The sequence below is a fragment of the Pseudomonas sp. GCM10022186 genome, from assembly GCF_042656385.1.
Taxonomy (GTDB): Bacteria; Pseudomonadota; Gammaproteobacteria; order Pseudomonadales; family Pseudomonadaceae; genus Metapseudomonas.
Genome location: NZ_JBHSOU010000020.1, coordinates 1 through 11895, shown reverse-complemented (window position 1 = coordinate 11895; position 11895 = coordinate 1). Strand labels below are relative to the sequence as shown.

Below are 11895 nucleotides of genomic sequence, written 5' to 3'. Positions count from 1 at the left end.
CCTGTAGGGGCGAATTCATTCGCCAAGCAGGCCGCAGGTCTGCCCGGCAAGGCCCAGGGGGGACTGCTGCGCAGCCCTTGGCGAATGAATTCGCCCCTACAACAGAGGTCCGCATCTAGCCAAACCGATAGATATCCATCCCCAGCGCCCCCAGGGTGAAACCGCTGTGCACCAGCCGGAAGCGGCCACCGGCGCCGCGGGCGAAGTAGAGCGGCAGCAGGTGCTCGTCCCGGGGATGGTTACGGGCGGCGTGCGGGGCGAGGCGGCGGTAGTCGTGCAGGGCGGCTTCGTCGTCGGCCTCCAGGTGCTCCACCATCCAGTCGCGGAACTCCTGCGCCCAGGGCGTCGCCACTTCCGGGCCGGCGCGCCAGTCCAGTTCGCCCAGGTTGTGGGTGATGCTGCCGGAACCGATCAGCAGGATGCCGCGCCGGCGCAGGCCGGCCAGGGCATGGCCGGCGCGGGTCTGGAAGGCCGGGCCGAGGCGGCTGGGGAGCGACAGCTGGATCACCGGGATATCGGCCTGCGGATACATCAGCGACAGCGGCACCCAGGTGCCATGGTCGAAGGGGCGCTCCGGGTCGATGTCTGCCGGCAGCCCGGCCTCGGTCAGCAGGCCGGCGATCTCTCCGGCCAGCTCCGGCTCGCCCGGTGCCGGGTACTGGACGGCGTAGAGCGGTGGTGGAAAACCGTAGAAGTCGTGCCAGGTTTCCGGCCGGGCGCCGCCGCTGAGCAGCAGGCGATCGCTTTCCCAGTGGGCGGAAACCACCAGGATCGCCTTCGGGCGTGGCAGCCCCGCGGCCAGGGCCTTGAACGCCGGGCCGCTTTCGCCGGGCTCCAAGGCCAGCATGGGAGAGCCGTGGGAGATGTACAGGCTGGGTAGCATTTCGGAATTCCTCCGGTAGGATGCCCGCATCATCCGGGCTGGATATATCGATTTCCAGCATAAATATTTGAGCGTTCTGATCGAAAAGATGGAGGAATCATGGACGAGCAATTCTGGCAGGCGCGTTGGGCAGAGAACCAGATCGGTTTCCATCAGCGGGAGGCCAATCCCTACCTGGCGCGCTACTGGCCGCAGCTGGGATTGCCCCGCGGCTGCCAGGTTCTGGTGCCGCTTTGCGGCAAGTCCCTGGACATGGTCTGGCTGGCAGGGCAGGGGCACCGGGTGCTCGGTGTGGAACTGGCCGAGCGTGCCGTGGAGGACTTCTTCGCCGAGCAGGGGCTGACGCCGGAGATTTCGCAGCAGGGCGTGCTGCGCTGCTACAGGGCGGGTCCCATCGAGATTCTCCAGGGCGACTTCTTCGCGTTGACCGCCGCCGACGTCGCCGGTTGCCGGGCGCTGTACGATCGCGCTGCGCTGATCGCCCTGCCGCCGGCCATGCGCGATGACTATGTGGCCCATCTGCAGCGCATCCTGCCGCCGCACTGCGACGGACTGATGATCACCCTGGATTACCAGCAGGCGCGCCTTGAAGGGCCGCCGTTCGCGGTGCCGGAAGCGGAAGTGCGCCGACACCTCGAGGCGGGCTGGGAAGTGGAGATGCTGGAGCGCAATGACGTGCTGGAGAAGAACTGGAAGTTCGCCTCCCGCGGCCTGGACAGCCTGCACGAGCCGGTGTTCCGACTGCACCGCCGGTAGTCCCGTAGGCTGGGGTGAGTCTCGTAGGATGGGTGGAGCGAAGCGATACCCATCGGCAGGGGCCGTAGGGTGCGCAGGCCCGTTTCGCGAATGAATTCGCTCCCACAGGTCCTTTGCACGGGCGAAAAAAAGGCGGCCAGTTGGCCGCCCAAGTCAGTGTGAGTCGTTTCAGCCGCGGCGGCGCAGGGCCTCGATGCGGTCTTCCAGCGGCGGGTGGCTCATCAGCAGGCCGGCGAGGCCGTGCTTCAGGCCGCCGTTGATGCCGAAGGCGGTCAGGCTGTCGGGCATCTGCACCGGCACGCCTTGCTCGGCACGCAGGCGCTGCAGGGCGCCGATCATGGCGTTGGTGCCGGCCAGGCTGGCGCCGGCTTCGTCGGCGCGGTATTCGCGGCGGCGCGAGAACCACATGACGATGATGCTGGCGAGGATGCCCAGGACCAGTTCGGCGAAGATGGTCGCGACGAAGTAGCCGATACCCGGGCCTTCCTCGTTCTTCAGGATCACCTTGTCGACGAAGTTGCCGAAGATGCGCGCGAAGAACATCACGAAGGTGTTCACCACGCCCTGGATCAGCGCCAGGGTGACCATGTCGCCGTTGGACACGTGGCCGATCTCGTGGGCCAGCACGGCCTTCACTTCATCGGGGGAGAAGCGCTCCAGCAGACCCTGGCTAACGGCCACCAGTGCGTCGTTCTTGTTCCAGCCGGTGGCGAAGGCGTTCGCTTCGTAAGCCGGAAAGATACCGACTTCCGGCATCTTGATGCCGGCTTCGCGGGACAGTTGCTCGACGGTCTGCAGCAGCCACTGCTCGTGGCGGGTGCGTGGTTGGGTGATGATTTCGGTACCGGTACTCATCTTCGCCATCCACTTGGAGATGAACAGCGAAACCAGCGAACCGGCGAAGCCGAACACGGCACAGAACACCAGCAGGCTGCCGTAGTTCTGGCCGGTGAAGCGGTCTACCCCCAGCAGTTTCAGGGTGATGCTGGCAATCACCAGGACTGCAAGGTTCGTGGCCAGGAACAACAGAATGCGCATCATGATTGGAACGGCTCCTCACGGCGGAAAGCGTTTTGGTATGCGGGGGTATATAAGGGGCGCCCCTGGCGTATTCAACCAGGGACTATTTCAAACTATGTCGTTTGCGGAGTTGTTGCTGTTATCGAAGATTAGTCGAGTGAGGCGCACGAGGCGTTCGCTGTCGGCGCTGCGCAGGGCCTCGCGCAGTTGTTGTGCGAGGCTGGCGCGGACCCGCAGGACGCTGGGCGGCAGGGCTTCGGTGTCGGCCAGCGCGCCGGGTAGCGCGCGGGACAGCCGGAGGAAGCCCTTTTCGGTGAGGACCGCCTGGTCCAGGGCTTCGAAGCGAATGGCGCTGTCGAAGCGCAGGTAGCCCTCGTCGGCCAGCCAGAGCAGGGCGCCCAGGCAGCTTTCGTGGCGTTTGCTGGGCAGGCCGAATTCGTCCGGCTCGGACGGGCCGATCAGGTCTTCCACATAGAGTGCGATGCGTCGCGGAAAGGCCTGGTACAGCTGCAGCAGCCCGGCGGCGCAGTCCTTGTAGAAGTCGTCTATCTGCAGGTCCATGGGGCCTTACTGGCGGTACGACTTGAGGAAGTTGCCGATGCGGCCGATGGCCTGTTCCAGGTCGTCGACGCGGGGCAGGGTGACTACGCGGAAGTGGTCCGGCCAGGGCCAGTTGAACGCGGTGCCCTGGACGATCAGCAGCTTCTCGGAGAGCAGCAGGTCGAGGACGAACTTCTCGTCGTTGTGGATCGGGCAGACCTTGGGATCGATCTTCGGGAAGGCGTAGAGCGCACCCATGGGCTTGACGCAGCTGACGCCGGGGATGTCGTTGAGCAGTTCCCAGGCGCGGTTGCGCTGCTCCAGCAGGCGGCCGTTGGGCAGCACCAGGTCGTTGATGCTCTGGTAGCCACCGAGGGCGGTCTGGATCGCGTGCTGGCTGGGCACGTTGGCGCACAGGCGCATGTTGGCCAGGATGTCGATGCCTTCGATGTAGCTCTGGGCCTTCTGCCTGGGCCCGGAGATGGCCACCCAGCCGGAGCGGAAGCCGGCCACGCGGTAGGACTTGGACAGGCCGTTGAAGGTCAGGCAGAGCACGTCCGGCGCCAGGGAGGCGGTGGAGATGTGCACGGCGCCGTCATAGAGGATCTTGTCGTAGATCTCGTCGGAGAAGAGCACCAGGTTGTGCTGGCGCGCCAGTTCCACCATGCCTTCCAGCACTTCCCTGGAGTACACGGCGCCGGTGGGGTTGTTCGGGTTGATGATCACCAGGGCCTTGGTGTTCGGGGTGATCTTGGCCTTGATGTCTTCCAGGTCCGGCCACCAGTTGGCCTGTTCGTCGCACAGGTAGTGCACCGGCTTGCCGCCGGCCAGGCTCACCGAGGCGGTCCAGAGCGGGTAGTCCGGCGCCGGGATCAGCACTTCGTCGCCGTTGTTCAGCAGCGCCTGCATGCACATCACGATCAGCTCGGAGACGCCGTTGCCGAGGTAGATGTCTTCGATGCCGATGCCTTCCACCTGCTTCTGCTGGTAGTACTGCATCACTGCCTTGCGCGCGCTGAACAGGCCCTTGGAGTCGCTGTAGCCCTGGGCGGTGGGCAGGTTGCGGATGACGTCCTGGAGTATCTCCTCCGGGGCTTCGAAACCGAACGGCGCCGGGTTGCCGATGTTCAGCTTGAGGATGCGGTGGCCTTCCTCTTCCAGGCGTTTGGCGTGCTTGAGCACCGGTCCGCGGATGTCGTAGCAGACGTTGGCGAGCTTGTTCGATTTGCTGACCTGCATGATGCGTTACTGTCCCGAGGTGAAAAGGGTCGCGCGGGCGACGGGGATCGATGCGCCTTGGCAGCTTGTAACGCCGCTGCCAGACTGGCGTCTGATGAATCGCGCATGATACGTGCGGCCCGATGGCCGGAAAAGGCCGGGATCGGGCTTTTTTAATACTGCCGAGGACCGTCATGGACAAGCTTGAGAAACCCCTGGACAGCTGGCGCGAGGAGCTTTCCGACGCCCAGTTTCACGTCTGTCGCCTGGGTGGCACCGAGCGTGCCTTCACCGGCGAGTACTACGCCACCAAGACCCCGGGCATCTACCACTGCGCCTGCTGCGGCGAGGCGCTGTTCGATTCCGACGCCAAGTACGACTCCGGCAGCGGCTGGCCGAGTTACTTCCAGCCGGTGAGCAAGGAGGTTATCGCCGAACGCGAGGACTTCAGCCACGGCATGCACCGCATCGAGGTGCGCTGCGCCCGCTGCGACGCGCACCTGGGCCATGTCTTCCCCGACGGTCCGCGGCCCACCGGCCTGCGCTACTGCATCAACTCGGTGTCGCTGAAGCTCGAACCGCGCTGAATGCCTTTCCTGTAGGAGCGAGCTTGCTCGCGAATGGCTCCGTGCAATTCTTCGCGAGCAAGCTCGCTCCTACAAGTGATAAATAAATTGCATACAATTTAATTGAGGGCTATTTTTCTCCGACCTTTTCCCCATACAGGTCTCCGGCCATGAGCGACAAGCTTCTCGATATCCCCGTCACCACCATCAAAGGCGAGCAGAAGACCCTCGCGGACTTCGGCGGCAAGGCCCTGCTGGTGGTCAACACAGCCAGCCAGTGCGGTTTCACGCCGCAGTACAAGGGCCTGGAAAGCCTCTGGCAGCAGTACAAGGACAAGGGCCTGGTGGTGCTGGGCTTCCCCTGCAACCAGTTCGGCAAGCAGGAGCCGGGCGACGAAGGCGCCATCAGCGAGTTCTGCGAGCTGAACTTCGGTGTGAGCTTCCCGCTGTTCAAGAAGATCGAGGTGAACGGTGCCAACGCCCACCCGCTCTACGTGCAACTGAAGAAGCGCGCACCGGGCCTGCTGGGCAGCCAGGGCATCAAGTGGAACTTCACCAAGTTCCTGATCAGCCAGGACGGTCAGCGGATCAAGCGCTTCGCGCCGACCACCAAACCGGAAGAGATCAGCGCCGAGATCGAAGCCCTGCTGAAATGAACACGCCCACGATCGAACCCGAGCTGCTGCTGGACAACCAGCTCTGCTTCAAGCTCTACGCCGCCTCCCGCGCGGTGATCCGTGGCTATCGCCCGCTGCTGGAGCCCCTTGGCCTGACCTACCCGCAGTACCTGGTCATGCTGGTGCTCTGGGAGTGGCACGGGCGACCGCCGGAGCAGCCGACGGTCAAGGCCCTGGGCGAGCGCCTGCTGCTGGATTCGGGCACCCTCACGCCGCTGCTCAAGCGTCTCGAACAGCTCGGCCTGGTGCGGCGCCAGCGCGCCGCCCATGACGAGCGCGAGGTGCACCTGGCGCTGACGGGGGAGGGCGCCGCCCTGCGAGACAAGGTGATGCCCCTGCGCAACGAGCTGATCTGCGCCAGCGGCCTGGACCTCAACGAGATGGCCGAACTGCGCGAGCGCCTCGGCGAGCTGCTGGGTCAGCTCATGGGGTTGCCTGGGTAGCGGGCAGCCAGGTGTCGAGCATGGTTACCAGCTCTTCGCGGCGGAAGGGTTTGGCCAGGTAGTCGTCCATGCCGGCGGCGCGGCAGCGTTCGCGCTCGTCCGGCAGGGCGTTGGCGGTCAGGGCGATGATCGGCAGCCCTGGCCAGCGCCCGCTCTGGCGAATGCGGCGGGTGGCCTCATAGCCGTCCATCACCGGCATGTTGCAGTCCATCAGCACCAGGTCCACGGGCGCTTGCTCCAGTTGGCTGAGGGCTTCTGCGCCGTGGCTCGCCAGCACCACTTCGCAACCCAGCTTGGCCAGCATGCCCTTGGCTACCAACTGGTTCACCGCGTTGTCTTCCACCAGCATCACCCGGGCGTGGCGGTGCTGCGGCTCGACCGTGGCCGGCTTGGCGGTGGGCGTTTCGTCCGGGAGTCTCATCAGCACCCGTTGCAGGGCCTGATGGAGCGCCGCCCGCGACAGGGGGCGAGCGAGCTGGTGCAGGGGCGTCAGGGTCGCCGCCCTGGGCGGCGGCAGGAAGCTGCCGTAGCCGGTCACCAGCAGGATCGGCAGCTGGGCGGTGCGCCGCAGGGTTTCCAGGCGGTCCGGGTCGTCGCTGATCAGCAGGTCGGCGTGGAGGTCGCCAAGCTCGGCATTCTTGTCGCGCCGCTCGAAATCGAGCCCCCAGAGCGGCAGCCAGGTGCCGAGCAGTTCGGCCAGGCCGCTCTTGGCCCCGCACAGCGCGATGACCTTGCCCTTCAGCGGCGGGCGTGGCTCCGCCGGGCTGTGCTCCACCAGCGGCAATTCGGCGCTGAACAGGCTGCCCAGCCCTTCCTGGGACTTGACCTCCAGCTGGCCCTGCATGGCTTCACACAGATGGCGGGTCAGCGCCAGGCCGAGGCCGGTACCGCCGAACTGCCGGGTGATCCCCGCGCTGCCCTGGGAGAATGGCTGGAACAGCTTGGGCAGGGCTTCGGCAGAGATCCCGATACCGGTATCGCGCACCGAGATCAGTACGCCCCCGGGGCTCGGCGCGGCGCGCAGGTCGACGCGGCCGAAACGGGTGAACTTGAGCGCGTTGGACAGCAGATTGCTGATCACCTGGCGCACCCGGGTCGGGTCGCCGATCACCAGCGACGGCAACTGCGGGTCGATCAGGCAGGTCAGTTCCACGCCGGGGGCGGTGTTCTGCGACAGCAGGTTGGCGGTGTCTTCCAGCAGGCTGCCGAGGTCGAAGGGGATCTGTTCCAACTCCAGCTGGCCAGCTTCGAACTTGGACAGGTCGAGGATGTCGTTGAGCAGCTCCACCAGCACGCTGCCGGAGTCGTGGGCGATCTGCAGCTGGCGGCGTTGTTCGTTGTTCAGCGGGCCGTCCAGGGCCAGGTCGAGCATGCCCAGGAGGCCATTGAGCGGGGTGCGGATCTCGTGGCTCATATTGGCGAGGAAGGCGGCGCGGGCCTTGGCCATTTCCAGGGCGGTGCTGCGCGCCACTTCCAGCTCCTGGTTGTAGCGGCTGAGACGGCTGTTGGCGGCCTTCAGCTCGGCGGTGCGTGCCGAAACGATGTTTTCCAGCTCCGCCAGGTACTGGCTCAGGCGCTGGTCCGCTTCACGGCGTTGCTGCATCTCGGCGGACAGGCTGGCCAGCTGGCGGTTGATCACTTCCACCAGCACGCCGATCTCATCCTGCTCGTGGCCGGGAGGGCAGGGCAACTTGGCGTCCGGTGCCGCGCGCGGGTCGCGCTCGCTGAGGTTGCGGATCAGCGCCACCAGGGGCTTGGTCAGCATGCTGTAGAAGAGCACCAGGAGGATCAGCGACAGCAGCAGGCTGCGCACGAAACCGCTGAGCAGCGTCAGCATGGCGCGGCGCAGGAAGTGGTTGCCGAAGGCGAAGGTGTCCACTTCCAGGCGCAGCACGCCGAGGGTTTCATTGGGGGCGTGGATGATATAGAGCGGGTCTTCGAATTCGCGGCGCTCGCCGAACAGGTAGTCGCTGAAGATGCGGAACTCGGTCTCGGTGCGCGGGCGGCTGACGCTGGCCAGAATCGCGCCATTGTTGTCGATGATCTCGGCGCGGATCACCGCTGGCGAACGCAGCAGTCCCAGCACCAGTTCCTGGGCGAGTTCGGCGTCGATGTTGTAAGCGATGCGTGCGGCGGGGCTGTGGGCGATCTCGAGGAGGGCCTGGATCTCCCGGTCGATCGAGGCGTTCTCGTTGAAGTAGTCGCTGGCTACCTGGACGATGCTGAGGACGGTGCCGAGGAGGAACGCCACCAGCACCGTGAGGCTGGCCTGCTTGAACGACAGCCGTTGTGTCAGCGGAATATCCATGGGACTTGGGATTTGGCCTTGTTCCGAGGGCCTGCCAAGCATAGCCTATCCGGTCTGCCGGCAGCGCCTGATGGCTGCGGCTGAGCCAAGGAGTTGAACGTGGATTCCCGACTGTATGAAATTCTCGAGCGCGCCGATGCGCTGATGGCCCGTCTCGATCCCCTGTTGCCGGCGATCCGCCCGGTGATCGACTGGCAGCGGAGCCTCGCGGCGCGCTGGCATCGCGACGGCCGCAGCGGCTATCTGCAGCCCCTGGACGTGAGCCTGGACCTGTCCCTGGCCGACCTGATCGGCGTCGACAAGCAGCGCGAGCAGCTGGCCGCCAATACCCGCCAGTTCGTCGATGGCCTGCCGGCCAACCATGCGCTGCTCTGGGGCGCCCGTGGCACCGGCAAGTCCTCCCTGGTCCGAGCGCTGCTGGCCGAGCACGCCGGTGCCGGGCTGCGCCTGATCGAGATCGAACGCGACCATTTGGCCGACCTGCCTCGTGTGGTGGAGCAGCTGGCCGGCTCGCGGCAGCGGTTCGTGCTGTTCTGTGACGACCTGTCCTTCGAGGCCGGCGAGGGCGACTACCGTGTGCTGAAAAGCGTGCTGGACGGCTCCCTGGAGCGCGCACCGGACAACGTGCTGCTCTACGCCACCTCCAACCGCCGCCACCTGGTGCCGGAGAAGCAGAGCGACAACGAACACTGGCAGATGGTCGACGGCGAGCTGCACCCCAACGAAGCGGTGGAGGACAAGATCGCCCTGTCCGACCGCTTCGGTCTCTGGCTGTCCTTCTATCCCTTCACCCAGGACCATTTCCTCGCCGTGGTGCGCCACTGGATCGGCGTATTGGCCGAGCCCACCACGCTGGACTGGGAGTGGACCGAGGAGCTGGAAAAACTGGCGATCCGCTGGGCCCTCGGGCGCGGCAATCGCAACGGCCGTTGTGCCTATCAATTCGCCCGCCACTGGGTCGGGCTCGCGTTACTGGAGTCTTCCAAATGATCGATCTGCAACAGGCCGGCGCCGGCCTTTCCGGCTATGCGCTGCTGGCTGCGCAACTGGAGTCCCTGCTGGCCGATGAGCGTGATTTCATTGCCAACAGCTCGCAGTTCTCCGCCTTTCTCTTCAATGAGCTGCCGGACCTGAACTGGGCCGGTTTCTACCTGAACCGCAACGAGGAACTGGTGCTCGGCCCCTTCCAGGGCAAGGTGGCCTGCGTGCGCATCCCCTTCAGCAAGGGAGTCTGCGGCGCGGCAGCGCGTACCCGGGAGACCCAGTGCGTGGAAGACGTGCATGCCTTCCCCGGCCACATCGCCTGCGACAGTGCCTCCAACAGCGAGTTGGTGGTGCCCCTGGTCAAGGAGGGCCGCCTGATCGGCGTGCTCGACCTCGACAGCCCGGAGCTGGCGCGTTTCAAGGAAGAGGACCAGGCGGGCATCGAGCAGCTGGCGGCGATCTTCCTGCGCCTGACCGATTGCTGATTCCGTCGCAATGAAAAAGCCCGGACCAGTCCGGGCTTTTTCATTGGTGGGTAGAGCAGATTGCCCGTGCTGGATCTCGCTGCGCTTGGCGCAGGTGGAATCTGAACGGACCGCGCTCCACCGGCCTCAGGCCTGGGAGGGTGTGCCCTTCGTAGGGTGGACCACGCTTCACCGGTCCACCAGCGGAGTCAGGCCTGGCGAAGGAAGGTGGATAGAAGAGCGCTATCCACCCTACAGGCGGTGCGTCAGGCGCGACCCGCCAGCTTGGCGAGGATCTTCTGTTCCCCTGGTAGCACGGCTTGCACCGATTCCCGTGCGCTGATGCGGTCGTAATGGGCAGCCAGGCTTGGCCAGCGTTGCGGGTCGAGGCGCTCCCGACCATGTTCCATGTTGATCATCTGAGTGGCGAAGGCGAGGTCGGCCATGGTCAGGCGTTCGCCAACGAAGTACTCCGCGGTGCCGAGGGTTCTCTCCAGGTAGTCGAAGTGGGGCGGCAGCTTGTCCACCAGGGCGGCCTGCACCGTGGCTTCGTCGCAGCTCTGGCCCATGGACGGCTTCAGGGTGCGATTGCGGAACACCCCGAAAGTCGCCAGTGGTGCGATTTCGTAGTCGCAATACTTCTCCAGCCAGCGTACCCGTGCGCGCTCCTCGGCATTGCGGCCATAGAGCGGCGCGGGCCCCGGGTGCTTCTCTTCCAGGTACTGGCAGATCACGCTGGAGTCGGCGAGGGTCAGGTCACCGTCGCGCATCGCGGGAATCCGGCCCAGGGGGCTCAGTTCGCGGAACCAGGCCGGCTGGCTGAAGGGCGAGACGATCTCCAGCTGGTAGTCCAGGCCCTTCTCCTGGAGAAAGATGCGTACCTTGCGCACGAAGGGGGAGAGTGGGGCGCCATAAAGGATCAGGCTCATCGGGTGGTCCTCGTCCGAGCGGATCAGTCGTAGATGTTCTTCTTCTTCCAGATATCGTCGTCATCCAATGACTTCAGACCTTCGGTGAGCTCGCTGGGTTCGCTCGCGCTGGGCTGTGCGTTTTCCAGTACCAGGGCGTTGGCCCGGGCGAGTTGGGCCTTGAGCTGTTGCAGCGGGTTCTGGTAACGCGCCGGATCGGGTTGCTTCTGCAGGTATTGCACGCCGCGCTCGAAGGCCAGGCGGGCCTGGCGCGGCTGATTTTCCTGGACGGCCTGCAGGCCAAGGTTGGTGAAGAACTCGACGTGCAGCTGCACGAGCATGTCGCGGATCTCCCTGGCCCAGTTCTTGGCCTCGGCGGCGGGCAGCAGGTCGTCCTGGGCGGCGCGGGAGACCTGGCCGTGGAGGGTTTCCAGCTGGAAGCGGATTTCCTTGGCCTTGGCTTCGCTCTGGATCTTCTGCGGTGGATTGGCCACCGGGATCGATTCGCCCTGGCCGGCCAGCGCGCGCAGCTGGTCCAGGCGCACCTTGAGGCCGTTGTCGTTCCTGTCTACTTGTTGCAGGCGTTCGCCCAGCTGCAATTGCAGGCGGGTCAACAGCAGTTTGAGGGCGGGGGAGACCATCTGGCCCGGGAGGGTCTCGGAGAGGTCGGCGCAACGGCGAATGCGGTCGCTGAGGTCGGCCTTCAGGCGAGCCTTCTCCAGCTTGCTGTTCTCCACCACATGATTGATGTAGCCAATGGCGACGAGGATGACGATACCGACAACGATCAACAGCGTGATCACGAGTGGCGACATCTGCAGGGCTCCGATGTTCATGTCAGGTGCGGGCGAGTGTAGAGGCTTGCCCCGGAGCCTTCATAGGGGTGGATCAAATTTTGATCGGAAGTCTTTGATTTTAAAAAGTTTTCGATAGAGGGTTGACGGGTGTTCAAAGCATCCATAGAATGCGCGCCACTTCGACGCGATGCCAGTGGCAAAGCGAAGAGGCCGGAAGAAAGCGTCAAAGCTGTTGTAAGTTCCGGGCCGCGTCCCCTTCGTCTAGTGGCCTAGGACACCGCCCTTTCACGGCGGTAACAGGGGTTCGAGTCCCCTAGGGGACGCCACTTTC

General features: G+C 65.1%; 13 protein-coding genes and 1 tRNA gene. 7 read left to right on the top strand and 7 right to left on the bottom strand.

Translation table 11 applies throughout. From position 1 onward, the window contains the following. Positions 1 to 115 precede the first annotated feature (115 nt). Positions 116 to 883, bottom strand: coding sequence for a DODA-type extradiol aromatic ring-opening family dioxygenase (locus ACFPU0_RS10390; RefSeq protein WP_377692877.1), 768 nt, complete (start codon positions 881 to 883; stop codon positions 116 to 118). Positions 884 to 982: 99 nt separating this feature from the next. Between ACFPU0_RS10390 and ACFPU0_RS10385 the strand changes: the two genes are divergently transcribed. Next, positions 983 to 1639, top strand: coding sequence for a thiopurine S-methyltransferase (locus tag ACFPU0_RS10385; protein ID WP_377692875.1), 657 nt, complete (start codon positions 983 to 985; stop codon positions 1637 to 1639). Between the two features lie 168 nt (positions 1640 to 1807). On the opposite strand, the gene htpX is transcribed toward ACFPU0_RS10385, so the two are convergent. The 3 genes from htpX to ACFPU0_RS10370 form a co-directional block, all read right to left on the bottom strand. Next, positions 1808 to 2680, bottom strand: a complete 873-nt coding sequence (gene htpX / locus ACFPU0_RS10380) for a protease HtpX (protein ID WP_377692873.1) — start codon at positions 2678 to 2680, stop codon at positions 1808 to 1810. 87 nt (positions 2681 to 2767) lie between these two features. Then, positions 2768 to 3220, bottom strand: coding sequence for a hypothetical protein (locus tag ACFPU0_RS10375; RefSeq protein WP_377692871.1), 453 nt, complete (start codon positions 3218 to 3220; stop codon positions 2768 to 2770). A gap of 6 nt (positions 3221 to 3226) precedes the next feature. Then, positions 3227 to 4438: a pyridoxal phosphate-dependent aminotransferase gene (locus ACFPU0_RS10370; protein WP_377692870.1), complete on the bottom strand. Its 1212-nt coding sequence runs from the start codon at positions 4436 to 4438 to the stop codon at positions 3227 to 3229. A gap of 173 nt (positions 4439 to 4611) precedes the next feature. On the opposite strand from ACFPU0_RS10370, the gene msrB reads away from it, so the two are divergent. The 3 genes from msrB to ACFPU0_RS10355 all read left to right on the top strand — a co-directional run bounded on the left by msrB (position 4612) and on the right by ACFPU0_RS10355 (position 6103). Further along, on the top strand, positions 4612 to 5004 hold the full coding sequence (gene msrB, locus ACFPU0_RS10365; protein WP_377692869.1) for a peptide-methionine (R)-S-oxide reductase MsrB: 393 nt from the start codon (positions 4612 to 4614) through the stop codon (positions 5002 to 5004). 149 nt (positions 5005 to 5153) lie between these two features. Further along, positions 5154 to 5639 (top strand): glutathione peroxidase, encoded by a 486-nt coding sequence (locus ACFPU0_RS10360; protein ID WP_377692868.1) that lies wholly within the window; start codon positions 5154 to 5156, stop codon positions 5637 to 5639. Continuing rightward, positions 5636 to 6103, top strand: coding sequence for a MarR family winged helix-turn-helix transcriptional regulator (locus ACFPU0_RS10355; protein WP_377692866.1), 468 nt, complete (start codon positions 5636 to 5638; stop codon positions 6101 to 6103). Before ACFPU0_RS10360 ends, ACFPU0_RS10355 begins: the two co-directional genes overlap by 4 nt. On the opposite strand, the gene ACFPU0_RS10350 is transcribed toward ACFPU0_RS10355, so the two are convergent. Continuing rightward, the gene (locus ACFPU0_RS10350; RefSeq protein WP_377692865.1) at positions 6084 to 8453 is read right to left on the bottom strand and encodes a response regulator; all 2370 of its coding nucleotides are present in this window, start codon (positions 8451 to 8453) and stop codon (positions 6084 to 6086) included. The genes ACFPU0_RS10355 and ACFPU0_RS10350 overlap by 20 nt on opposite strands. Before the next feature lie 57 nt (positions 8454 to 8510). On the opposite strand from ACFPU0_RS10350, the gene ACFPU0_RS10345 reads away from it, so the two are divergent. Together ACFPU0_RS10345 and ACFPU0_RS10340 are read left to right on the top strand one after the other, a co-directional pair. Beyond that, positions 8511 to 9401 carry an ATP-binding protein gene (locus tag ACFPU0_RS10345; RefSeq protein ID WP_377692864.1) on the top strand — a complete coding sequence of 297 codons (891 nt, stop codon included), beginning with the start codon at positions 8511 to 8513 and terminating at the stop codon, positions 9399 to 9401. Next, on the top strand, positions 9398 to 9880 hold the full coding sequence (locus tag ACFPU0_RS10340; RefSeq protein ID WP_377692863.1) for a GAF domain-containing protein: 483 nt from the start codon (positions 9398 to 9400) through the stop codon (positions 9878 to 9880). Before ACFPU0_RS10345 ends, ACFPU0_RS10340 begins: the two co-directional genes overlap by 4 nt. Positions 9881 to 10125: 245 nt before the next feature. On the opposite strand, the gene ACFPU0_RS10335 is transcribed toward ACFPU0_RS10340, so the two are convergent. Then, complete coding sequence (locus ACFPU0_RS10335; protein ID WP_377692861.1) at positions 10126 to 10788, bottom strand: glutathione S-transferase family protein; 663 nt, start codon at positions 10786 to 10788, stop codon at positions 10126 to 10128. Between the two features lie 23 nt (positions 10789 to 10811). Continuing rightward, entirely contained in the window at positions 10812 to 11582 is a 771-nt protein-coding gene (locus ACFPU0_RS10330) for a hypothetical protein (RefSeq protein WP_377692860.1), read from the bottom strand. A gap of 232 nt (positions 11583 to 11814) precedes the next feature. Here ACFPU0_RS10330 and ACFPU0_RS10325 point away from each other — a divergent pair. Next, positions 11815 to 11890: transfer RNA gene (locus tag ACFPU0_RS10325), tRNA-Glu, on the top strand. The last annotated feature ends 5 nt before the right edge of the window (positions 11891 to 11895 follow it).

What these genes read in the sequence shown, in the direction of transcription:
- ACFPU0_RS10390 (WP_377692877.1), bottom strand. Translation starts at nt 883, where the DNA reads ATGCTACCCAGCCTGTACATCTCCCACGGCTCTCCCATGCTGGCCTTG.
- ACFPU0_RS10385 (WP_377692875.1), top strand. Translation starts at nt 983, where the DNA reads ATGGACGAGCAATTCTGGCAGGCGCGTTGGGCAGAGAACCAGATCGGT.
- htpX (WP_377692873.1), bottom strand. Translation starts at nt 2,680, where the DNA reads ATGATGCGCATTCTGTTGTTCCTGGCCACGAACCTTGCAGTCCTGGTG.
- ACFPU0_RS10375 (WP_377692871.1), bottom strand. Translation starts at nt 3,220, where the DNA reads ATGGACCTGCAGATAGACGACTTCTACAAGGACTGCGCCGCCGGGCTG.
- ACFPU0_RS10370 (WP_377692870.1), bottom strand. Translation starts at nt 4,438, where the DNA reads ATGCAGGTCAGCAAATCGAACAAGCTCGCCAACGTCTGCTACGACATC.
- msrB (WP_377692869.1), top strand. Translation starts at nt 4,612, where the DNA reads ATGGACAAGCTTGAGAAACCCCTGGACAGCTGGCGCGAGGAGCTTTCC.
- ACFPU0_RS10360 (WP_377692868.1), top strand. Translation starts at nt 5,154, where the DNA reads ATGAGCGACAAGCTTCTCGATATCCCCGTCACCACCATCAAAGGCGAG.
- ACFPU0_RS10355 (WP_377692866.1), top strand. Translation starts at nt 5,636, where the DNA reads ATGAACACGCCCACGATCGAACCCGAGCTGCTGCTGGACAACCAGCTC.
- ACFPU0_RS10350 (WP_377692865.1), bottom strand. Translation starts at nt 8,453, where the DNA reads ATGCTTGGCAGGCCCTCGGAACAAGGCCAAATCCCAAGTCCCATGGAT.
- ACFPU0_RS10340 (WP_377692863.1), top strand. Translation starts at nt 9,398, where the DNA reads ATGATCGATCTGCAACAGGCCGGCGCCGGCCTTTCCGGCTATGCGCTG.
- ACFPU0_RS10335 (WP_377692861.1), bottom strand. Translation starts at nt 10,788, where the DNA reads ATGAGCCTGATCCTTTATGGCGCCCCACTCTCCCCCTTCGTGCGCAAG.
- ACFPU0_RS10330 (WP_377692860.1), bottom strand. Translation starts at nt 11,582, where the DNA reads ATGTCGCCACTCGTGATCACGCTGTTGATCGTTGTCGGTATCGTCATC.